The sequence below is a fragment of the Streptomyces sp. NBC_01471 genome, from assembly GCF_041438865.1.
Lineage (GTDB): Bacteria > Actinomycetota > Actinomycetes > Streptomycetales > Streptomycetaceae > Streptomyces.
Genome location: NZ_CP109450.1, coordinates 1,463,408 through 1,484,679, shown reverse-complemented (window position 1 = coordinate 1,484,679; position 21,272 = coordinate 1,463,408). Strand labels below are relative to the sequence as shown.

The following is a 21,272-nucleotide window of genomic DNA, read 5'->3' as shown; positions in this document are numbered from 1 at the left end:
TCGCTGGGGGATCACCCATGCATGATAGCCACATGTCCGTACCAGAAGAGATTGGCCGGTACCGCGTACTGCGGCGCCTGGGCACGGGGGCTTTCGCCGTGGTGTGGCTGGCCCACGACGAACGGTTGCACGCCGATGTCGCGGTGAAGGTGATGGCCGACAACTGGTCGTACCGCCTGGACATCCGGGAGCGCTTCGTGGCGGAGGCGCGATTGCTGCGCAGAGCCAACTCGGGCGGCGTGGTCCAGGTCTTCGACATCGGTGATCTCCCGGACGGGCGGCCCTACTTCGTCATGGAGTACGCCGACCACGGCACGCTGGACGACCTGTTGACCGCGGGCGAGCTCGGGGTGGACGAGGCGCTGCGGCTGACCGCCGAAGCGGCGCGCGGTGCGGCCGCACTGCACGACGCGGACATCGTGCACCGGGACATCAAGCCGTCGAACATCCTGCTCAAGGGACGGCCGGGCGGTCACGAGCGCGTCCTGATCGCCGACCTCGGGCTGGCGAAGAACCTGGCGCAGGCGTCCGGCCTCACCGTGATCGCGGGCAGCAGCGGCTACATGGCGCCGGAACAGGCGGAGCCGTACGACGGCATCGACGCCCGTGCCGACGTCTACAGCCTCGGCGCCGTCCTCCACCATCTGCTCACCGGCACGGTCCCCGGCCCGCCCGGCAAGGTGCTCCCGGCCGACGAGCTGCGGCCCGGTCTGCCGGGGCCGGTCGTGGCCGCGGTACGGCGGGCCATGGAGCCGGACCGGGAAGGGCGGTGGGAGAGCGCGCAGGCGTTCACGGCGGAGCTGGAGCGGCTGCGGGAACTGACCGCGTCGGCCGCGTCGGCCGCGTCGGCCGCGACGGGCGCGGCTACGGCGGGCCCGCCCCTGTCTGCTGCCCCGGCGGCCTCGCCGGTGCCTACAGTCGTGGCCGGCTCGCCCGTACCGTCGGCACCCGTCGGCTCGCCCGTGCCAGGTGCCCAGGGCTCCTCGCCCGTACCTCCTGTCGCGGCCGGCTCGCCGGTACCTGCCGCTCCGGGCTCCTCGCCCGTACCTCCAGTCGCGGCCGGCTCACCCATACCTTCGGACCCGGTCGCACCTTCGGTCCCGGCCGCTTCCGCCGTGCGGCCGTTCTCCCCGGAGTCCACCAGGTCCGCTGGGTCCCCGGAGCCCCTCGCTTCCCCTGAGTCTCCTCTGTACCCCGAGACCCTTGCTTCTTCAGGGTCCGCCGGGTCCGCCGGGTCCTTCACGTCGCCCGAGCTCCCCGGGCCGCCCGCGCCCACCGCGTCCCCGGTGCCGGCCGCCCCCGGCGGCGGCCCGGTGGCCACGCCGCCCACCCGTACGCGGCGTCCCAGGACCGTGCGGACCGTACTGACCGTGCTGACGGCCGTGGCCGTCGCCGTCGGCGCGGGAACGGCCCTGACGCTGCGGGAACGCAAGCCACCGAGCACGGAGCGGGTCAGCGATGCCACCGGGAAGCTCAGCGTGACAGTGCCGCACGCGTGGGCCGTGCAGCTCGCCGACTCCGGCTGGTCACCCGGCGTCCTCGGCCTCGCCGGCGCGCACCGGCCGGGCCTGACGGTGGCGCACTCCGTCGCCGGCTGGTCCGACCTGCGGACCGACGACGACGGAGTGTTCGCGGGTACCACCGATCCCGGCACGAAGAGTTCGGCGGCCCTGACCGCGAAGGTGAAGAAGAGCACGCACCCGGGGTGCCGGGACGCCGGTACGAAGGAGTACGCGGACAGCCGGTGGCACGGCACTGTCCGCACCTGGGACTCCTGCGGAACCGGGGGCAGAAGCCTCAAGGAGGTCGCGCTGGTTCCGGTCGCCAAGGGCGGTACGCCGGTGTACGTGCAGATCCGGTGCGCCGAGACGTTCGGCGCGGACGGCACGGACGGCATTCTGCGGAGTGTGCGGACAGCGGCGTGAACTTTTCGGTCCTTCCGGTCATCGGAGGTAGTCAGAGAGTAGTCGGAGAAGGGACGGTCGGCGCCATGCCGAATCCAGGACAGCGGGGCAGGGAAGACCACGTGGCCGGGGCCGGCGCGAGGACCGGAACCACAGCACGCCGGGGCCTGGTCGCAGGGGCCGCGACGGCAGCCGTCGCGGGCGTACTGCTGCTCAGCGGGTGCGGCACCGGCGACTCCGGTCCGCAGAAGGTGGCCAGCGTCGGCGGCCCGGTGACCAGCGGTGCTTCGGCCGCGCCGGCCGGCAGCGGCGAGGACCCGACCCCGAGGACGTCGGCGCCCGGAAAGGGATCGGAACCGCCCGCCGCCCCGTCCGGGGCGAAGGACCCCGGGACCGGCAGCGCGGCTCCGCCGAGCAGCAGCAGTGGCGGAGGCGCGAACTCACCCGCGCCGACGGCCTCGACCCGCTGCCGCTCCTCCGAACTCAGCCTGTCGGTCGGCGACGACCACCCCGGCGCGGGACAGGAGAACTTCGCTCTCGTCCTCACCAACACATCCAGCCACACCTGCACCGTCAGCGGTTTCCCGGGCCTTGAGTTCGTGGACAACGGAGGCAGCCAGGTATCGGTGGACCCCGAACGCACGGGCTCCTCCGGCGGGCCGGTGAAGGTGGCACCCGGGGCCACCGCCTGGGCGCCGCTGTCGTTCACCAACCCGGAGGTGTCGGGGTCGGGCAAGGTGACACCGCCGACCGTACGGGTCACTCCGCCGGACGAGACGGCCCCGCTGATCGTGCCGTGGAACGGCGGACCGGTTCCGTCGGACGGAAAGGTCTCGGCGCCGCAGGTCGGGGCGTTCTCGGCGGGTTCGGGCGGCTGAGGGCAGCACAGCGGGGAGCAGCACACGGCAACCAGGAAAGAGGCGGGCCGCACGGGCGGCCCGCCCCTTTCCTGTCCGACCGGTGTGTACCGGGTCAGCCGGTGACGCTGATGTGCGGGGCGAGGGCGGTGACGTTGAGGGCACCGTTGTCGACCCACTGGGGGAACTTCAGGGTCTTGTTCGTCTTGGACGCGGGCGGCGTGACCACCAGGTAGGAGGCGTGCCGGGCGTCGGAGGTACCGGTGTCGGCGTGCGTCCAGGCGATGACCGACTCGGCGCTCTGGCCGTTCTTGAGGGTCAGGGTCTGCTTGGCCGGGCTCTTCGCGTACCACGTGCTGCCCCAGTGCACCGAGGAGGCCAGCGTGTGGTGGCCGGAGTCCTGGAGCCCGAGCCCCGGGTATCCGCGCAGGTCGCAGGTGTGGCCGCTGGTGTTCTTGAGCTTGAGGACAACGCCCTCGTGGTTCATTCCGCCCGCCAGGCCCTGCCCGAAGGAGGGGGTGAGTCCTGAGGTCGTGCAGGTGGGCACGGACGCCGCCTGGGCGGCCCCGGCCCCGGCGAGCCCGAGTCCGGCGACAGCGACGACCGCGAGCCCCGCGCCGCCTATACGGCGGGCCGTGCGGGTGCGGGCGCCTGCGCGCCTGGCGTTGCTGTTCCGATGCTGCTCAGCCATGTCGATCGATCTCCACTCTCAATGGTGCGCTTCTCGATGGTGCGGTGCGCGCTGTGCGTGTTCTCCAGGCAGTGAGATGCGGTACGCACCCAGAAAGTTCACGGTAAATCCGCCCAGATACGACGGGCACCCGCCGCGGTCGCCCTTCCGCCGCGCCTTCCGTCACTCCGGCCCCTGACCCGGTCGGGCGTTCCGGGTCGCGCGAGCCGCCGAGAGTACGGAAGGTCGGAGTGTTCCCGGTATTCCGCTCTCCGGAGGTGCGCCCTGTCCGCCGAGGCCGAATCAGTCGGCGCGGGCCCCGGCCCGGCGCCCTCGGCGGCTGCCGCCGCACTGTCCCTGGTGCGCAGGGCGGCCCCCGCGGTCGCCCTGTTCCTCGCGGCGCGGTCCGCCGGGGCCGTGGCCCTGGCCTTCTGGTCGTGGCGCACCGGACGCGATCCGCTGGGGCTGCTCGGGAATTCCTGGGACTCCCGCTGGTACACCTCGATCGCCGCGCACGGCTACGGCCTGACCGTGCTGCGGCCCTCCGGGCACACGGACAGCGACCTGGCCTTCTTCCCCGCCTACCCCGCGCTCGTCCGCGGGGTGTCCTGGCTGCTCCCGGTCACCGGCGGCGGCGCCGGACTCCTGGTCTCCTGGGCCGCGACGGTGGTGGCCGCCTTCGGTGTCCACGCGGTCGGCGAGCGGCTGGGCGGACGTCGTACCGCGGCCGTCCTGGTGCTGCTGTGGGCCCTGCTGCCGCATTCGGTGGTGCTGTCGATGGCGTACACCGAGCCGCTGTTGGCCGCCTCCGGCGCCTGGTGCCTGTACGCACTGCTCAGCGGCCGGTGGCTCTGGGCCGCCGCGGCGGCCGTGGCCGCCGGGCTGACCCGGCCCAACGGCTACGCGGTCGCGGCCGCCGTGTGCGCGGCCGCACTGCTCGCCGTCTGCCGGGGGCGCGGCACCTGGAAGGTCTGGGCGGCGGGGCTGACCGCCCCGCTCGGCTGGGCCGGCTACGTCCTGTGGGTCGGATCGCGTACCGGGGACCTGCTCGGCGGATACGTCCGGCTCCAGGGCCGCTGGGGTTCACAGTTCGACTTCGGGGCGGGATGGGTCCGGCTGATGGGGAGCATCGCCGGGAAGCCGCTCCCGTACCAGGTGAGTCTGCTGATCGTGGCAGCCGCGGTGGTGCTCTTCGTCCTCCTGCTGCTGGGCCGGGACCGGCCGCCGCTGCCCGTACTGGTCTACACGGGCGCGCTGTTGCTGGTGGCGGTCGGCGGCGACGGCTTCTTCGGCGCCAAACCGCGCTTTCTGCTGCCCGCCTTTCCGCTCCTGCTGCCGGCCGCGCGGTCGCTGGCGAAAGCCCGGCCGGGCACGGCCGTCGCGGTGCTCACCGCCTTGACCGGGCTCTCGCTGGTGTACGGCACGTATCTGCTGACGGATGTACGGATGGCGCCGTAGCGCCTCAGCCGCCGGGGCGGGGCGGGCGGGCAGTGACGGGGATGGACGGGGATGGACGGGCCGCTCAGGCGAAAGCGCGCTCCGCTTCGATCTGCTCCAGTGACTTGCCCGCCGTGTTGGGCATGAAGAAGAAGCCGACGGCCCCGCTGATGATCAGGAACACGGCCAGCATTCCGGCCACCGGCCGGATGCCGGTGCTGGCGAGGGCCGGCACGAACAGGCTCCAGATGCCGACGAAGGTCCGTGAGAGGCCGAAGGTGAAGCCCTGGGCCGTGCCGCGCAGCATGGTCGGGAACAGCTCCTGGCTGAAGATCTTGTAGAGCGGTTCCCCGGCGAACGTCCCGCCCACCGCGAACAGCACGATGTTCAGGATGATCACCGGGATGGTGAACGGCAGGACCAGGTAGCTGACATACGCGATGACCTGCATGGCGCCGCCCGCACCCCACATCCACTTGCGGGTGAGGTGGCTCCGGTCGACGTGTTTCATGAACAGCAGCGCCGCTCCGATGCTCACCACGAAGCCCGCACAGGCGAGGCCGACCCCGGCCGACTGGCTTCCGGCGTGCAGGGTCCTGATCATGTACGGGGTGAAGATGCCGTTGGTCGCGGCGGCCAGTCCCCAGAAGAGGTAGATCGTCCCGGTCCAGACCAGCGCGTTCCGGTTGGGGCCCCGGAAGAGAGCGCTCGCGGTGGGCCTCGCCGACGCCGCCGCCGCGAAGGCCGTCGTCCAGCGCACCGACTCCGACAGACCGCGCCGCAGGGCCCAGGTCACCAGCGCCACGACGAACAGCTGGAGGAAGACCAGCCGAATACCGAGCAGGCCGAACGGTGCGAGAACGAGCGCGAGCAGCAGCACAATGACCGGTCCCAGACTCCAGGCGATCTGGGTGAATCCGAGAAGCTTTCCGCGCGCCGATGCCGGTGCGAACTCGCCCACCAGCGCGAGGGAAGTGGGGACGTCCGCGCCCACGGCGAGCCCGACGACAAAGGTGCCCAGAAAGAGCATCAGCGGGTTGACCGCGAGAGCGATGCAGAGAATTCCCGCCGCATAGACCAGCAGGTCGTACTTGTAGATGCGTTTGCGGCCCAGCGTGTCACCCAGCCGACCGCCGATGAACGCGCCGATCGCGCAGCCGACCGCATTGGGTCCCAGTGCCGCGAGCAGTCCCACGGCATTCGAACTCAAGTGCAGATACGACTGGAACATCACAAGCCCCGCGCCCAGCGCGACGATGGATCCGGCGTCCATATAGGAGGCCATACCGGCCAGCACCGACCATTTCCACTGCTCGGATGTGACTTTCCCTGCCTCCCCGTCAGCCGTTTCCCCAGCTGCTGTACCGAAATCGCCTGTCTCCTGGGGGATCATGCCTTTCTCCGGATCTGTTCGTGTTTCACGGTCTGAGGTCAGCGGTCTGTGAGGTGCGTCCCGTGGTGCGTGCCCGCTGTGGCGTGCCCCGTCCGCGCTGTACTGCGCGGATGATGCGAGTGGCGTGGCTGGCCCGGCTGTTCGCAGCTGCATTGTCCCGGCAATACGGGGTACGGGGTGGTCCGGCACTCCGTATTGCGGACGGTTGTGCGTGAGGGCGCGCCGACACGCGGTCTCCTGTGTTTCTCCGACGAAACTGGTCAGGGAGACCGAAGCGATGATGAACGCGGCAATGCCGCACTGCAGACGGGATGACATGAGCAAGGGACGCCCCCGACGAGAAACACGGCCGTCCGGCGGATCGAACTCCGCCAATGACCGGCTCCTTCGTATCCTGCTACGGCGTCGCAAACGCTCGCTGAGCGCCGATGACGTGACGGTCACGGACAAACCCGAGGTGCGCCGGGCGGTGTCCGCATCCGCTCTCGGCAACATGATGGAGTGGTTCGACTTCGGCGTGTACGCCTATTTGGCGGGCATTCTGGGGGAGGTCTTCTTCCCTTCCAGCTCACCCGGGGCACAGGTCGTATCCACCTTCGCGACATTCGCCGCCGCATTTCTCGTACGGCCCCTCGGCGGGCTGGTGTTCGGCCCGCTCGGCGACCGTATCGGCCGTAAGCGGGTACTTGCCGCGACCATGATCATGATGGCGATCAGTACATTCGCCGTCGCGTTCCTGCCGAGCTACGACTCGATCGGATTCGCCGCACCGATCCTGCTGCTCGTCTGCCGCCTCGTGCAGGGGTTCTCGACCGGTGGCGAATACGCCGGTGCGACCACCTACATCGCCGAGTACTCGCCCGACAAGCGGCGTGGATTCCTGGGCAGTTGGCTGGACTTCGGTACGTTTGTCGGCTATTCGCTCGGTTCCGGCATCGTCACCATCCTGACCGCGGTTCTCGGGCACGACGGAATGGTGCACTGGGGCTGGCGTATTCCGTTCCTGGTGGCCGGGCCCCTCGGGCTGATCGGTCTGTACATGCGGCTTCGGCTGGAGGAGACCCCGGCCTTCAAGCGGCAGGCCGAGGAGGCCGCGGCCGAGTACGCGTCGGAGCCGCACGACGAAGGCGACGAGGACCCGGTGGACGTGGCCCGGCAGTCCGGCCACGGGCGGCTCAGGGAGATCTTCACCGACCACTGGCAGGCGGTGCTCATCTGCATGGGTCTCGTCCTGCTCTACAACGTCACCAACTACATGGTGACCTCGTACCTGCCGACCTTCATGACCGAGACGCTCGGCCAGGACGACCTCACCGCCCAGCTCCTGGTGCTCGGCACCATGATCGTCGTGGTGCTCACCATCACCACGGTGGGCCGCAGCTCCGACCGGTGGGGCCGCAGGCCCGTCTTCATGGCGGGCAGTATCGCGCTCATCGTCCTCGCGATCCCGGCGTTCCTGCTGATCCGGCAGGGCGGCATCCTGCTGCCGGCGCTCGGCTGCCTCATCCTGGGCCTGCTGCTGGTGTGCTTCGCCGGTACGTCGGCGTCCACCCTGCCCGCGCTCTTCCCGACCCGACTGCGGTACGGGGCCCTGTCGATCGCGTTCAACGTCTCGGTCTCGCTCTTCGGCGGTACCACGCCGCTGATCGCGTCGGGTCTCGTGGAGGCCACCAAGAACGACATGGTCCCCGCGTACTACCTGATGGTCGCCGGGGTCATCGGATTCATCGCCACCTACTTCCTGCACGAGACGGCGGGCCGGCCCCTGCGCGGCTCCGGCCCCATGGTGGAGACCCCCGACCAGGCGCGCTCGCTGGTCGCCGAGAGCCGTACCGAGGCCGGACGGCGGGCGCGGGACGTCTGGATCCATCTGCGGCACCCGTGGGCCCGCCGCAACGGCGACAACAAGCAGGGCTGACCTCCGCCGGACGGCACCGACCGCGCGGGCCGGCGGTGCCGTCCGACGGGCGGCATGTCGATGAGCACCCCCGACGGCAATATATAATTGCGATATGCATCTATCTCCGGCCTCCGACGAGCAGCGGATCGAGGACGCCGCCCGAGGACTCCTGCGAGGTATCGGGCGGCTCTCCCAGGCGCTGTTCAGGGCCGGAGAATTCGGACTTCCGCGCAGCCACACCGCCGTACTCGACGCCCTGGCACCCAGGCCGCGCCGGGTCACCGAGATCGCCGCCTACACCGGCATAGCCCAGCCGCGGGTGACCGTCGTCCTCCAGGAGCTGGAGGAGCGCGGACTCATCGAGCGCGAACGCTGCGCCAAGGACCGGCGCGCCGTCGAGGCGTCGCTCACACCTGCCGGCGGAGAGCTTCTGGAGCGGGCGCGGCAGCGTATGGCCGCAGCTCTTCTCGAAGGCCTGCGGACGAACGTCGACGATCCGGAGCGGGCTGTGGGACTGGCCCGGGATGCGGTATCCACCCTTCTGCACGCCGTCGAACCGGAGGTCAGTTGACCACCCCAGCCACCGAAGCCGCCAAGGCCGCCGGAATCACCGAACCCACCGAACCCACCGGAAAGGCCGACCCCGCGGCCCGTACCGGAGGCTCCGTCGCACCCAGCCGGGTCGGCGGGCCGAGACGCTGGTGGGACGGGGTGCTCGCCGCCGACCCCGGACTGGGGCAGCTGCAGGCCGGGTGGCGCTCGCTGGTCGCCGTCACCACCGGCCTCGCCGTCGGTTACGGGATGTCCGTCGCCCTGACCCTGCCGGCCATGCTCGGCATGATGGTCGGCGGCATGATGGGCATGATGAGCGCGTTCGCCATCGCCGAGAACACCCCGCTCCGGCTGACCCGCTCCATCCTGTGGATGCCGTTCCCCTACTCGGCCGTGCTGCCGCTCGCCGCCTGGCTGCACCAGGACCGTGCGCTGGAGCTCACCCTGATGGTGGTGGCGCTGGCGCTGACGTTCTTCCTGGCGCGGTTCGGGTCGCTGGCGCTGCTCACCGGCATGATGCTCTTCAACTCCTTCATGGTCGGCATGATGGCGAACATCCCGCTGAACCTCTGCGGGAAACTGTTCGTCGTGGCGCTGGTCTCATCGGCGGCCATCCTGGCCTCCCGGCTGCTGCTCTGCTGCCCGATGCCCCGCGAGGACCTGCTCCGTACCCAGCGCGCGTTCGTCGTCGAGGCGCGCCGGGTCGGTGACGCCGCGACCGCCGCGCTGGACCCCGACGCTGACCACGAGGTCGCGATCAAGCGCATGCGGCGCAGTCTGCGCCGTCTCAACATCACCACCGTCACCATCGACGGCCGCCTCGCCCAGCCCGAGGTCGCCGCCGACCCGCACACCGCCGAACTGCTCCACCAGTACCTCTTCGACGCCGAACTCGCCCTGCAGGGCATCGGCCAGGCGGTGCAGCGGCTCACCCGGCTGCCGGTGCCCCCGCGCCTGCGCGAGGCCATGGTCGTCGCGCTGGTCGTCGCCCGCGACACCCCGCTCGGCCGGGCCGACGCGCTGCACCCGGCAGCCCGGCTCATCCAGCAGCAGGCCGGCGACGTCCTCGGCGACCGGAACACGAGCCCCGACGAGGCCGAGGCCGCGGTGCTGGCCCGGCGCGTCGGCCATCTGCTCGACTCGCTCGCCGACTCCCTCGCGCACTGGCTCGACCTCGGCTGGAACGCGCCGAAGGCCCGGGCCAAGGTCCCCTTCCAGCCCACGGTCGCCCTGGAGCAGAACCGCCCGGCCGGCGCCGGCGCGGTCGCCCGGCGGATCGCGGCGGCCCAGGAGCTGAAGGGATGGCGGCGCGTCGTCCCGTACGTGCGCCTGCCGCTGCACGCGGCGGTGGCCTGCGCCATCGTCTGCCCGATCACCGACGCCATCGACCCCGCGCGCTTCTACTGGGGCCTGGTCGGCGTCATGATCACTCTCTTCGGCACCAACACCACGCACGAGCGGCTGCGCAAGCTCGCGCACCGGATGGTCGGCACGGTCGCCGGCGCGGTGATCGGTATCTGGCTGCTCCGGCTCATCGGCCCCGGCCACGTCTACCTGACGCTGCTCGTCATCGTGGCGGGACTGGCTGTCGGCGCCTGGGGCATGCAGCGCCAGTACGCCTACTGGGTCGTGGGACTCGTCACCGCCCTCGTCCAGCTGTACGGGATGTCCACCCCGTACAGCGGCATGGATCATCTGCTGGCCGAGCGTCTCCTCGACAATGGTCTCGGCATCCTCGTCGCCACCGCCTGCGCCGCGCTGATCTTCCCGCTCTCCACCCGGAAGGTCGCCCAGGAGGCGGACCACGGTTATGTCGCGGCACTGGAGCACCTGGTGACCCAGGTCCGTGAGCGCTGGGAGGACCCCGAGGCCCCGGTCCGGCTGCGCGGGGCGGCCCGCGGGGTCGACGCGGCCCTCTTCCAGGTCCGCAGCGTGGCCCGGCCACTGATCCGGATGCCGCTGGGGGTACGGGGACGCGGTGCCGAGAACCGGCTCGCGCTCCTCGCCACCGCCACCGCTCACGCACGGGCACTGGCCGCCGCGGCCGATGTCGACATCGATCTCGGACCCCGGCTGACCGGGCACGTCGAGCGGATCACGCAGACGCTCCTGGAGTCGCTGCACGCACTCGACCGGCACTTCTCGACCGGTGAGCCCGGCGGCACCTGGGTCCGGGTGAGCCCGCTCGTCCGTGACCTCGAAGGAGAGCTGCGGGCCCCGGCGGGCCCCCGCGCCGACCGGTTGCACATCGCGCTCAGGGAACTGGCCGCGCTGGACGAGGTACTGGCCGGATTCGCCGAGGGCCGCGGTCTGGAGACCGTCACCGCGTCCGCCGAGCAGTCCGCCGTGCCCGCCGAAGCCCACCGGACGCCGCCCACCACGCCACGGGAACGCCGTACCCAGGAGGTCCTGGCGGCGTGGGCCGCACACACCCGGCAGGCCGACGAGCGGAAGCCGGGCGGCGTGCCGGAACCGCGCGGACCGGTCGCGGCGCAGGCCGTGCACCCGGCCGGTCCCGGGACACCGGTGCCCGCCGCCCGCAAGGCCGGCGGCGCACCCGTCCCGGTCCGGAACACCGGCGGCCCGGACACCGCCGTTCCGGGGGCGGGCGGTCCGAGGACCGTGGGTGCGAGGACCGGCGGTCCGGTCACCGTCAGCGGTTCCGTGCGGTGCGAGGACCACCCGGTCGACTGCGACGCGTGGATCACCGTGGTCAGCGCCCGTGGCAAGCGCCAAGCGGGAGTCCGGGCGAGCGGCGGCCGCTACCGGATCACCGGTCTGGAGCCCGGCACGTACACGCTCATCGCGGCCGGCTCGTCGCACGCTCCGCGCGCCGAGTTCCTCTCGGTGACCCGCACGGAGGGCGAGATGCACCACGACATCCGCCTCCACCCCGCGTCGGGGCAGTGAGACGCACCGCCGGCCGGACCGGCTGTGCGGGCGAGCAGCCCGCACAGCACCGTCCGGCCGGCGGTGGTGCCCCGTCCGTGTCTCTGCTGCGTCAGCCCCGCGTGTCCTGCTCCGGCGCCGCGTGGCGGTCCCGGGCGGCACCGACACCGATGACCGCCTGCGGCACCAGCAGCACCATCAGCATCACCAGCGGCACCGTCCAGCTGTCGGTCAGCTGGTGCACCGCGCCCAGCGCGAGCGGCCCGGCCGAGGCCAGCAGATAGCCGAAGCACTGCGCCATGCTGGACAGCTGCGCGGCATGACGGCCGTCCGGTGCCCGCTCCACGATGAACAGCATCGCCAGCGAGATCGCCGCGCCCTGCCCGAGCCCGAGCAGCGCCATCCAGAGGTAGGCCCCGCTCACCGGAGCCATGACGAGACCCACGAAACCGGCCGCGGTCAGCACGGCGCCGACCGTCGCGAGCAGCCCCGGCCGCACCCCTCGCGAGGCGAGGACCGGGGAGAGGAACGCCCCGGCGATGCCCAGCAGGCTGGAGAAGGACAGCATCCATCCCGCGGTGCCCTCGGCCATGCCCGCGTTGCCCAGGATGGTCGGCAGCCATGCGGCGGCGGCGTAGTACGAGAGGGACTGGAGGCCCATGTAGCCGGTGACCAGCCAGGCGACCGGGTGCCGCCAGAGGCCCCGGACGGGATGCGCCGCACTGCGCGCCTCGGCCGCCGAGGCCCGGCTGTGGCGGCGGAGCTGCGGGGCCCAGACGATGACCGCCAGCACGCCCAGCAGCCCCCACAGCGTCAGTGTGGAGCGCCAGTCCAGGTCGGCGGCGTGCTCGACGGGGACGGTGACACCGGCCGCCAGGGCGGCCCCGCCGAACAGCGACATCGAGTAGAGGCCCGTCATCAGCCCGACCCGGTGCGGGAAGTCGCGCTTGATGACCCCGGGCAGCAGGACGTTGGCGACGGCGATACCCGCGCCGACGATGACGGTCCCGCCGAGCAGCGCGGCCATCGACGGCACCAGCCGCAGCGCGGTCCCGGCGCAGATCAGCACCATGGTGCCCAGCAGCGCGGGCTCCATGCCGAACCTGCGGCCCAGACGCGGTGCGAAGGGGGCCAGCAGACCGAAGCAGAGCAGCGGCAGGGTGGTCAGCAGTCCGACCGCGGTGGCGGACATGCCCGTGCCGGCCCGGATGGTGTCGAGCAGCGGCGACGCGGCGACCACGGCGGGGCGCAGGTTCAGCGCCAGGACGATCACGCCGAAGGCGAGCAGCCCTCCCGGCCGCACCGCGGACGCCGGTGCGGCCGCTGTCCGCTCGCCGGACGGCCGGATCGCGGTCGGCTCCTCACGGGTGCCCTTCATGAGCGGCCTCCCGTGTTCTCGCCGGTGCTCGTCCCGGAGCCGGTTCCGCTGTGGCCGGGCAGGGGATCCGCGTCCTGCAGGGTCCGTACGGAGGCGATGGTCTCGTTGATGTAGTGCTCGACACAGCTGATCGCCCGGTCGGCGTCCGCCGCTTCGATCGCGTCCACCAGGGCGGCGTGCGAGTCCAGCTGGAAGCGCGGCCCGTCCGGCAGCGGGGCACGGGCGACGGAGGTGACCGCGGCCCGGAGCCCGTCGGTGAGATGGCTGTACAGATCGGAGAGCATCCCGTTGTGTGCGGCGGCCACCACCGTGTGGTGGAAGGAGACGTCCGCGTCCACGAACTCCGCCGGGTCGGCTTCCTTCCTGGTCTCGTCGCGGCGCCGCAGGGCGGCCCGCAGCGCGGCCACGTCCTCGGGGGTGCGGCGTTCCGCCGCCAGCCGGGCGGCGTCGCGCTCCAGACCGGCACGGACCTCCAGCGCCTCCAGATGGCTCGCCCGCCGCAGCCGGCGCAGCAGCGCGGCGCCGAGGTCGTCGGCGGCACGTACATAGGTCCCGTCTCCCTGGCGCGGCTCCAGCATGCCGCTGTGCACCAGAGCCCGCACCGCCTCCCGGACGGTGTTGCGGCCGACCCCCAGCAACTCCACCAGGACCGGCTCGGCAGGAATCTTCGTACCGACCGGCCACTCCCGGGACTCGATCAGGGTCTGCAGCTGGTCGATCACGCGTCCGACCAGGCTGGAGCGCTCCGTCGCGCGTAGCGGCATGTCCACCTCCAGGCTCAATACCTCCAATCAACCTAACATCCCATGTTTGACCCGTGGTGCGTCCGGGGTCGGTGCCGTACGGGCAGGCGGGCTCCGGTGGGCCGGCTACGGAGTCGTGGTGGGTACGCGTGCGGCGGATCCGGCTGTGTCAGGGGGGGCGTCCTTCGAACGCGCCGCTCGGTCCCGGACCGCGCCCACACCCCTGCCCAGTGCACCGACGGCGAGCAGGAGCAGCACCGTGCCGAGGGTGAACGCCTCGAACGTGGTGCGCGTGACGCCCCAGGTGCGCCGGAAGTCGTAGCCGACGCCGAGGAGCGCTTCCAGGGTGCCGGGGAAGAGCGCGACCCAGGAGCCGGCCAGGATCCAGACGTAGACCAGGGCCGCGCAGATCCGGAAACCGGCGGTACCGAACGGCACGGTGTAGGTGCGCGGGGCTTCGCGGTGGCGGTGGCGCAGGGTGACGAGCGCCGGGACGACGACCAGATAGGAGAGCAGCAGCGTGGTGATGGCGACGGTGAGGACGACGCCGAAGACGGCCGCGCTGTCGCCCCGTACGAGGTTCGTCGCGGCGATCATGAAGAACGTGGCGGTGATCCCCGACAGGAGGTTCATCCGGACCGGGGTGCCGAGCCCGCGGTGGAACGCGCCCAGCGAGCGCCCGAAGAATCCGCCGTCGGCTGCCGCCATGGCCTGCATGCGGTCGCTGACGATCATCCAGGCGCTGCCCTGGGTGAGCAGCGCGAAGGCGAACATCACCCCGGCCGCGGTGAGCAGCGGGCCGCTCCAGGAGCCGTACACGCCGAAGACCAGGGCCGCTGCTTCCATGAATCCGCCGATGCCGGTGACCTTGTCTGCGGGTGCCACGGACAGGATGGCGAGCACGGGCAGCAGATAGCAGCAGGCCGCGACGGAGGCGGAGACCGCGATGGAGACGGGGACGTCGCGCCTGGCGTCGTGCATCTCGTCACCGGCCGCGTTCGGGGCCTCGAAGCCCACATAGGCGAAGAGCAGGACGGGGACCAGGGCGAGGAATCCCGCCGTGGTCGGAGTGAACCGTGCGTGGTGCAGGCCCGCGAAGCCGTGCCGCAGACCGTAGGCCAGGGCGGTTCCGGTGAACAGGAGCACGCAGCCCACCTTGACGACCGCGCCGGCCATGGTGATCCATTTGCCGCGGCGCAGCGAGACGACAGCGGTCAGGATCGACGCCCAGATGAAGGTGAGCTTGAAGGCGTAGTCGGCGAAGGTGCCGCTGCCCAGGTGCGACACGTAGCCGTTCCAGGCGTCGGAAGCGGCGAAGACCAGCGAACCGCCCAGCCAGACCGGGTTGGTGACCCAGTAGAAGAGTGTGGTGAGCGCGGCCGTCGCCTTGCCGTAGGCGAGCTTGACCCAGACGTAGGGGCCGCCCTCCTGCGGGAAGGCGGCGCCCGTCTCCGCGAAGAGCAGGGCGTACGGGACGAGGAAGAGCAGCGCGATGACGGCGGTCCAGGTGACCGCCTCCCCGCCACCGGTGGCGATCTGGCCGACCACGTCGAAGGAGATGACTGCGGCGATACCCATGGCCATGATGTCGAAGCGGCGCAGGCTCCGGGCGAGGTGGGGCGGCGGCACGGCGGTTGGTTCGGGTGAGGCCGGTGGTGCAGACACGGGGTCCTCCTGCTGGCACGCGCCGCGGGGGGCGCGTGAAGTACGGCGGTGGTCGGCTGATGGCCGGCAGGCGGGACCACCCGGGCCTCCCGCGGCGACGGGAGGCCCGGGCCCCGGCCGGGCCCGGTGGGTCAGGCCAGGACCTCTCCGGTGGGCAGGGTGCGCTCCAGGACCGAACGCAGCGCCGCCGCGGCCTCCTTGGCCTCGGTATCCGTCATGATCAGCGGGGGCGACAGGACCAGGCTGTGGGCCGAGTCACGGACGATGACACCGGTCTCGCGCCGGATGACGTCGTGCGGCATCCGGGCGGGGTCCAGGGGGAGCGGGGTGCGCGACGCGCGGTCGGCGACGAGTTCGACGGCCAGCATCATGCCGACCGACCTGATCTCTCCCACGATCGGCAACTCGCCCAGCTGGGATTCCAGTTCGCCGTGCAACCGGGCGCCCATGGTGACCGCGCGGCCGAGCAGCCCCTCGCGTTCGATGATGTCGAGGTTGGCCAGGGCGACGGCGGCCGCGACCGGATGCCCGTTGTACGTGTAGCCCATCGGGAAGCCGTGGTCGCGCAGCAGCACCTCGGCGACCCGGTCGGCGACGAGGAGCGCGCCGAGCGGGACGTACCCGGAGGTGATGCCCTTGGCGGTGACGATGATGTCGGGGGTGACGCCGAAGTGCTGCGCGGCGAACCACTCGCCGACACGTCCGTACGCGGTGACGACCTCGTCGAAGACGAGCAGGATCCCGTGCCGGTCGAGGACTTCGCGCACCCGCGGCCAGTAGTCGGCGGGCGGCACGAGCATCCCGCCGACGCCCATGATGGGCTCCCCGATCATGGCGGCGATGTTGCCGGGCCCGATGTCCGCGATACGCGCCTCCAGTTCGCCGATCAGGAAGTCGGTGGGGTCCTGGCCGCCGTACAGCTCGGTGCGGTACGGCCACGGCGGCGTGAGGTGCGAGACGTGCGGCATCATCGGGGCGAACCCCTCGTGGTAGACGGGGAATCCGGTGGCGGAGCCGCCGCCGTAGCCGATGCCGTGGTACGCCTTGTCGCGGGCCAGGATCCAGGTGCGGTCGGTGTCGCCGCGCCGGTGGTGGTAGTAACGGGCCATCTTGATGGCGGCCTCGTTGCCCTCGGAGCCGCCCGAGGTGAAGTAGACGTGGTTCAGGCCCGCGGGGGCGAGCGAGGCCAGCCGGGCGGCGAGTGCGACGGCCTTGTCGTTGGAGAACTCCCAGAAGCTGGTGAAGTACTCCAGCTGCTTCATCTGGTCGAAGGCGACCCGGGCGACCTCCTCACGGCCGTGGCCTATCTGGGCGAGCCAGAGCCCGCCGGTCGCGTCGAGGTACGAGCGTCCCCCGGCGTCCGTGAGCCGGCAGCCGGAACCGCCGGTCATCACGACCCGCTCCTCGGCGGACCCGGGGAGGTACGGATGGATGATGTGCGCCCGGTCGGTGGCGGCGAGTTCGGCATGGCTGAAGGGCATGGCCGTGCGTCCTTTCGTTCCTGTGCGGTGTCTGTGCGGTGTCTGTGCGGTTCTGGTGCGCTGAGGTGGTGGTCTGTGCGGCAGGGGGTGCGGGTCAGGCGGGGCCGGTCAGGTCGACGGCTGCCAGTGCCAGCGCCTTCGCGGTGTCGACGAGATCGCTGACCTCGATGTACTCGTCGATGGTGTGGAGGGTCGGCGATCCGTCGGGCCTGGTGGCGGTGGGGCCCAGACAGACGGCGGGCGTGCCGCCGTTGCGGGTGAGCGTGGCCGCGTCCGTCCAGGAGGGTTCGCCGAGCACCCGGGGCGTGCGGCCCAGCGCGGTGGCGCAGGCGGCGAGCCGGGCGACCAGCGGATGTCCGGAGCCGACCTCGGCGGGCGGCAGTTCGGTGTCCCAGGCGAACCGGGGCGGATGCGCGGTGAGCCAGCCGTCCTCCGCGCAGGCCGCCCGTACCGCCCGCTCGATGTCGTCCCGTACCCGGCCCGCCCAGCCGTCGTCGTCGGCCTGGACCGGCAGATAGGTGATGTCCAGGGCGACTTCGCAGGAGGCCGGGTAGGTCACCCACCACTCACCGCCGCGGATGGTGGTCGGCACGATCGAAGGGGGCGGCAGCAGCGGGTGCCGGTGCGCGGGGTCGGCCGCCCAGCGTTCGCGCAGCCGCTGGAGGGCGGCGAGCACCGGCAGCGTCTTCTCGATGGCGTTGACGGCGCCCCCGGCCCGCCAGTCTCCCGGCGGGTGTTCGGCGTGCCCGGGGCGGCCCGCGACGGTGACGGTGCCGCCGAGGATGCCCCGCTGCGCGGTGACGACATCGAGGTCGGTCGGTTCCGGGACGATCGCCGCGTCGGCGCGTACACCGTGGTGGACCGAGGCGAGGGTGCCCGCGCCGTTCCACTCCTCGTCGGTCACGGTGTTGATCAGCAGGTCGCCCGGCAGCCGGACGCCGAGGGCGGCGAGCGCCTCGGCCGCGACGACCGCCGCCGCGATCCCGCCCTTCATGTCGCAGGTGCCGCGCCCGTACAGCCGCCCGTCGCGGACCTCGGCGCGGAACGGGTCGCTGGTCCAGGCAGCCCTGGGCTCGGCGGACACCACGTCGATATGGCCGTTGAACAGCAGCGACCGGCCGCCGCCCGTGCCGGGGAAGCGGGCGATCAGCTGCGGGCGGCCGTCGAAGCCGAGGCCGGGCGGGGTCTGGGGTGAGGCGGGCAGGCCGCCGGGGGCCGGGGTGAAGACGTCCGCGGTGGCACCGGCCGCGCGCAGCCGGTCCGCCAGGTACTCCTGGAGGCCGGCCTCGTCGCGGGCGGGTTCGGCCGCGCTGCCGCGCACGGTCGTGTCGAAGGCCACCAGGTCGCAGGTGAGGCGGACCAGGTCGTCGGCGCGCCGGTCGATCTCTTCCAGGACACGGGTGTTCATGCGTAGGCGATCCAAGTCGTCTTCAGGCCGGTGTACTTGTCGAAGGAGTGCAGTGAGAGATCACGCCCGAAGCCCGACTGCTTGAACCCGCCGAAGGGCGTGGCGGTGCTCAGCGCGTCGACGGTGTTCACCGAGACCGTCCCGGCCCGCAGCGCCTCGGCGACGCGGTGGGCGCGGGAGAGGTCGCGGGTCCAGAGCGAGGCGGCGAGCCCGTACGGGGAGTCGTTGGCGATCCGTACCGCGTCCGCCTCGTCGGTGAACGGCAGGACGGTCAGCACCGGCCCGAACAGCTCCTCGCGGGCCAGCGGCGCGTCCGGGGCGAGACCGGTGACCACGGTCGGGTCCAGATAGGCGCCGGGCCGGTCGGGCCGGGTGCCGCCGCAGGCCAGGCTGCCGCCCGATCCGGTGACCGCCCCGAGGATCCGTGCGGCCTGCCGTTCGTCGACCAGGGGGCCGAGCCGGGTGGCCGGGTCGAGCGGATCGCCCGGCACATAGGCGGCGGTGTGCCTGACGACCCGTTCCGTGAACTCGTCGGCGATCGAAGCGGCCACGAGCAGCCGGGTGTTGGCGGAGCAGACCTGGCCCGCGTTGTAGAGGAAGCCCCACGCGGCGCGTTCCGCCGCGGCGTCCAGGTCGGCGTCGGGGAAGACCAGGCAGGGGCTCTTGCCGCCCGCCTCCAGCCACACCTGTTTCATGTTGGAACCGGCCGCGTACGACAGGAACTGCTTGCCGACCGAGGTGGATCCGGTGAAGACGAGGGTGTCCACGTCCGGGTGCAGCCCCAGCGCGCGCCCGGCCGTCGGACCGGGGCCGGGGACGACATTGAGCACCCCGTCCGGCAGGCCGGCCTCCGCGGCCAGTTCGGCGAGCCGCAGCGCCGACAGCGGGGACTGTTCGGCGGGCTTGAGGACCACGCTGTTGCCCGCGGCCAGCGCGGGCGCGAGCTTCCAGACGGCGATGTCCAGCGGGAAGTTCCACGGCACCACCGCTCCGACGACCCCGAGCGGTGCGCGCCGCACCAGCGCGAGGCTGCCCGGCGGCGTGGGCGCGACCTCGTCGTACAGCTTGTCCGCGGCCTCCGCGTACCAGGCGAAGCAGCCGGCGGCCCCGGGCACGTCGGTGCCGTACGACTCCGTGATCGGTTTGCCCATGTCGAGGGTGTCGAGGAGCGCCAGTTCGGGGCCGTTCGCCTCGATGAGCGCGGCGAGGCGCAGCAGGACCCGTTTGCGGCCGGCGGCGCCGGCGCGGGACCAGCGGCCGTCGTCGAACGCGGTACGGGCGGCCCGGACGGCGGCGTCGATCTCGGGGGCGCCGCCCTGTGCGATCCGGGCGACGGTCCGGCCGGTGGCCGGATCGACCGTGGCGAAGGTGGCTCCGTCGGCGGCGTCGGTCCAGCGGCCGTCGGTGAAGACGCGGGTACGGAAGTCGAGTTCTGCGGCGCGCTGCCGCCAGTCGGCGTGGGTGTTCATACGGTCGGGGCTCCGGAGGTCGGTGCGGGCGAAGCGGGTGGTGTCGTGCTGTCGGGGGAGGGGGCGTCGGGGGAGGGGATGCCGGTGGCCGGGCGGGTCCTGCGCGCGGTCAGCCGGGCGGCCAGCAGATACACGGGGACGGTGACCACGAGCCCCGCGGCCCAGCCGAGGTCGGTGTCACCGAGGGCGTGGGCGACCGGCCCGGTGTAGAGGGACTGCGCCATGAACGGGATCTCGGCGACGATGCCGAGCGCGTAGACCCCCAGGGCGGTCGGGTTCCACCGGCCGTAGATCCCGCCGTCGCGGGCGAAGAACGACGCGACGTCGTAGCTGCCGTGCCGGATCAGGTAGAAGTCGACGAGGTTGATCGCCGTCCACGGGATCAGGACGTACTGCAGGACGTAGATCAGATCGAGGTAGCTGCTCATGAAGGAACCGGCGAGCCGGAGGGCCAGGACGACGGAGAGCACGGTGAGCACGGTCCCCAGGACGGCGCGGCCGGTGGCGCGGGGCAGCCAGCGGTGCGCGAAGGTCTGCACCGCGGTGACCGCGCAGAGCACCGCTCCGTACAGGTTCATGGAGTTGGTGAGCATTGTGACCAGGGCGAAGCTCCACAGGGTGAGCTGCCCCAGCGTGTTGCCGAGCAGACCGTCGAGAGCCGCGATCGGGTTGTCACCGCCGGCGAGGCCGATGGCCGCGCCGACCACCATGGGGAGCAGGCTGCCGAGGACGCATCCGGCGTAGGTGCACCAGAGCGTCGAGCGGACGCCCGCGCGGTCGGCGGGCATGTAGCGCGAGTAGTCGGAGACGTACGGCGCGTACGCGATCTGCCAGAGCGCACCGACGGAGACCACCCCGAGGAACCCGCCGACGCTGAAGCCTCCCCGGGCCAGGAAGCCGTCGGGCAGTCCGCCGGTGAACAGCCAGACCGCCCCCGCGAGTTGGACGGCGCCGAAGACCCAGCTGGTGAGGGTCCCGATCCGGTGCATGAGGCGGTACCCGACCACGGCGACCACCAGGCTGACCACGGCGCCGAGCAGCACCCCGGTGTGCTGCCCGACCGGGGTCACCTCGCTCAGCGACTGCGCGCCGACGACCAGATTGGAGGCGAAGAACCCCTGGTACATGACGATGACGACCACGACCACGGCGAGCGCGCCCACCGAGCCGAACTGGCCCCGGCTCTGGATCATCTGCGGTACGCCGAGCCGCGGGCCCTGCGCCGAGTGCAGCGCCATGAGGAACCCGCCGCCGAGATGGCCGGCCAGCAGGGCGGCCAGGCTCCACCGGAAGGAGAGACCGAAAGCGGTGGGTGCGAGGGCCCCGGTGACGACGGTCAGCGGACCCAGGTTCGCACTGAACCAGATGGTGAACAGATCGCGGGTGCGACCGTGCCGCTCGGCGGCGGGGACGGCGTCGATGGTGCGGTGCTCCACGACGCCCGGGACGGGTGACGAGACGTGTTCCATGCTGCCTCCTCGGCGCCGTTCGGAGCGCCGCCCTGCAGGGCTGGATTCTTTGTTGCG

Annotated in this window: 15 protein-coding genes; 6 read left to right on the top strand and 9 right to left on the bottom strand. The window is 72.0% G+C overall.

Annotated features, from left to right (window positions below):
- The first annotated feature begins 32 nt into the window (after nt 1-32).
- Together OG285_RS06565 and OG285_RS06560 are read left to right on the top strand one after the other, a co-directional pair.
- Nucleotides 33-1,925, top strand: coding sequence for a protein kinase (locus OG285_RS06565; RefSeq protein ID WP_371790484.1), 1,893 nt, complete (start codon nt 33-35; stop codon nt 1,923-1,925).
- Between the two features lie 65 nt (nt 1,926-1,990).
- A complete protein-coding gene (locus tag OG285_RS06560) occupies nt 1,991-2,782 on the top strand; it encodes a DUF4232 domain-containing protein (protein WP_371790483.1) in 792 nt (263 codons plus the stop codon).
- Nucleotides 2,783-2,876: 94 nt separating this feature from the next.
- Here OG285_RS06560 and OG285_RS06555 read toward each other — a convergent pair whose 3' ends face one another.
- Entirely contained in the window at nt 2,877-3,452 is a 576-nt protein-coding gene (locus OG285_RS06555; RefSeq protein ID WP_371790482.1) for a DUF4232 domain-containing protein, read from the bottom strand.
- 330 nt (nt 3,453-3,782) lie between these two features.
- Here OG285_RS06555 and OG285_RS06550 point away from each other — a divergent pair, with 330 nt between their 5' ends.
- Complete coding sequence (locus OG285_RS06550; RefSeq protein WP_371793469.1) at nt 3,783-4,889, top strand: hypothetical protein; 1,107 nt, start codon at nt 3,783-3,785, stop codon at nt 4,887-4,889.
- A gap of 64 nt (nt 4,890-4,953) precedes the next feature.
- Here the strand turns inward: OG285_RS06550 and OG285_RS06545 are convergent, their stop codons facing one another.
- Nucleotides 4,954-6,261 carry an MFS transporter gene (locus OG285_RS06545; RefSeq protein ID WP_371790481.1) on the bottom strand — a complete coding sequence of 436 codons (1,308 nt, stop codon included), beginning with the start codon at nt 6,259-6,261 and terminating at the stop codon, nt 4,954-4,956.
- A 292-nt stretch (nt 6,262-6,553) separates the two neighbouring features.
- Between OG285_RS06545 and proP the strand changes: the two genes are divergently transcribed.
- The 3 genes from proP (at nt 6,554) to OG285_RS06530 (ending at nt 11,623) form a co-directional block, all read left to right on the top strand.
- Nucleotides 6,554-8,179, top strand: coding sequence for a glycine betaine/L-proline transporter ProP (gene proP, locus OG285_RS06540; protein WP_356830397.1), 1,626 nt, complete (start codon nt 6,554-6,556; stop codon nt 8,177-8,179).
- A 94-nt stretch (nt 8,180-8,273) separates the two neighbouring features.
- The gene (locus tag OG285_RS06535; RefSeq protein WP_371790480.1) at nt 8,274-8,732 is read left to right on the top strand and encodes a MarR family winged helix-turn-helix transcriptional regulator; all 459 of its coding nucleotides are present in this window, start codon (nt 8,274-8,276) and stop codon (nt 8,730-8,732) included.
- Nucleotides 8,729-11,623, top strand: coding sequence for an FUSC family protein (locus OG285_RS06530; protein ID WP_371790479.1), 2,895 nt, complete (start codon nt 8,729-8,731; stop codon nt 11,621-11,623). Before OG285_RS06535 ends, OG285_RS06530 begins: the two co-directional genes overlap by 4 nt.
- A gap of 91 nt (nt 11,624-11,714) precedes the next feature.
- Here OG285_RS06530 and OG285_RS06525 read toward each other — a convergent pair whose 3' ends face one another.
- The 7 genes from OG285_RS06525 to OG285_RS06495 all read right to left on the bottom strand — a co-directional run bounded on the left by OG285_RS06525 (nt 11,715) and on the right by OG285_RS06495 (nt 21,215).
- Nucleotides 11,715-12,980: a CynX/NimT family MFS transporter gene (locus OG285_RS06525; protein WP_371790478.1), complete on the bottom strand. Its 1,266-nt coding sequence runs from the start codon at nt 12,978-12,980 to the stop codon at nt 11,715-11,717.
- Entirely contained in the window at nt 12,977-13,744 is a 768-nt protein-coding gene (locus tag OG285_RS06520; protein WP_371790477.1) for a FadR/GntR family transcriptional regulator, read from the bottom strand. The genes OG285_RS06525 and OG285_RS06520 overlap by 4 nt, the downstream gene beginning before the upstream one ends.
- A 105-nt stretch (nt 13,745-13,849) precedes the next feature.
- The gene (locus OG285_RS06515) at nt 13,850-15,388 is read right to left on the bottom strand and encodes an APC family permease (protein WP_371790476.1); all 1,539 of its coding nucleotides are present in this window, start codon (nt 15,386-15,388) and stop codon (nt 13,850-13,852) included.
- A 131-nt stretch (nt 15,389-15,519) separates the two neighbouring features.
- Entirely contained in the window at nt 15,520-16,869 is a 1,350-nt protein-coding gene (locus OG285_RS06510) for an aspartate aminotransferase family protein (protein WP_371790475.1), read from the bottom strand.
- 94 nt (nt 16,870-16,963) lie between these two features.
- Nucleotides 16,964-18,277, bottom strand: coding sequence for an ArgE/DapE family deacylase (locus OG285_RS06505; RefSeq protein ID WP_371790474.1), 1,314 nt, complete (start codon nt 18,275-18,277; stop codon nt 16,964-16,966).
- Nucleotides 18,274-19,746 carry an aldehyde dehydrogenase gene (locus tag OG285_RS06500; RefSeq protein WP_371790473.1) on the bottom strand — a complete coding sequence of 491 codons (1,473 nt, stop codon included), beginning with the start codon at nt 19,744-19,746 and terminating at the stop codon, nt 18,274-18,276. Before OG285_RS06500 ends, OG285_RS06505 begins: the two co-directional genes overlap by 4 nt.
- Complete coding sequence (locus OG285_RS06495) at nt 19,743-21,215, bottom strand: cytosine permease (RefSeq protein WP_371790472.1); 1,473 nt, start codon at nt 21,213-21,215, stop codon at nt 19,743-19,745. Before OG285_RS06495 ends, OG285_RS06500 begins: the two co-directional genes overlap by 4 nt.
- Between the last annotated feature and the right edge of the window lie 57 nt (nt 21,216-21,272).

Coding starts and splice junctions, on each gene's coding strand:
- OG285_RS06565 (WP_371790484.1), top strand. CDS start 33: ATGTCCGTACCAGAAGAGATTGGCCGGTACCGCGTACTGCGGCGCCTG.
- OG285_RS06555 (WP_371790482.1), bottom strand. CDS start 3,452: ATGGCTGAGCAGCATCGGAACAGCAACGCCAGGCGCGCAGGCGCCCGC.
- OG285_RS06520 (WP_371790477.1), bottom strand. CDS start 13,744: ATGCCGCTACGCGCGACGGAGCGCTCCAGCCTGGTCGGACGCGTGATC.
- OG285_RS06535 (WP_371790480.1), top strand. CDS start 8,274: ATGCATCTATCTCCGGCCTCCGACGAGCAGCGGATCGAGGACGCCGCC.
- OG285_RS06525 (WP_371790478.1), bottom strand. CDS start 12,980: ATGAAGGGCACCCGTGAGGAGCCGACCGCGATCCGGCCGTCCGGCGAG.
- OG285_RS06510 (WP_371790475.1), bottom strand. CDS start 16,869: ATGCCCTTCAGCCATGCCGAACTCGCCGCCACCGACCGGGCGCACATC.
- OG285_RS06545 (WP_371790481.1), bottom strand. CDS start 6,261: ATGATCCCCCAGGAGACAGGCGATTTCGGTACAGCAGCTGGGGAAACG.
- OG285_RS06505 (WP_371790474.1), bottom strand. CDS start 18,277: ATGAACACCCGTGTCCTGGAAGAGATCGACCGGCGCGCCGACGACCTG.
- OG285_RS06500 (WP_371790473.1), bottom strand. CDS start 19,746: ATGAACACCCACGCCGACTGGCGGCAGCGCGCCGCAGAACTCGACTTC.
- proP (WP_356830397.1), top strand. CDS start 6,554: ATGCCGCACTGCAGACGGGATGACATGAGCAAGGGACGCCCCCGACGA.
- OG285_RS06495 (WP_371790472.1), bottom strand. CDS start 21,215: ATGGAACACGTCTCGTCACCCGTCCCGGGCGTCGTGGAGCACCGCACC.
- OG285_RS06560 (WP_371790483.1), top strand. CDS start 1,991: ATGCCGAATCCAGGACAGCGGGGCAGGGAAGACCACGTGGCCGGGGCC.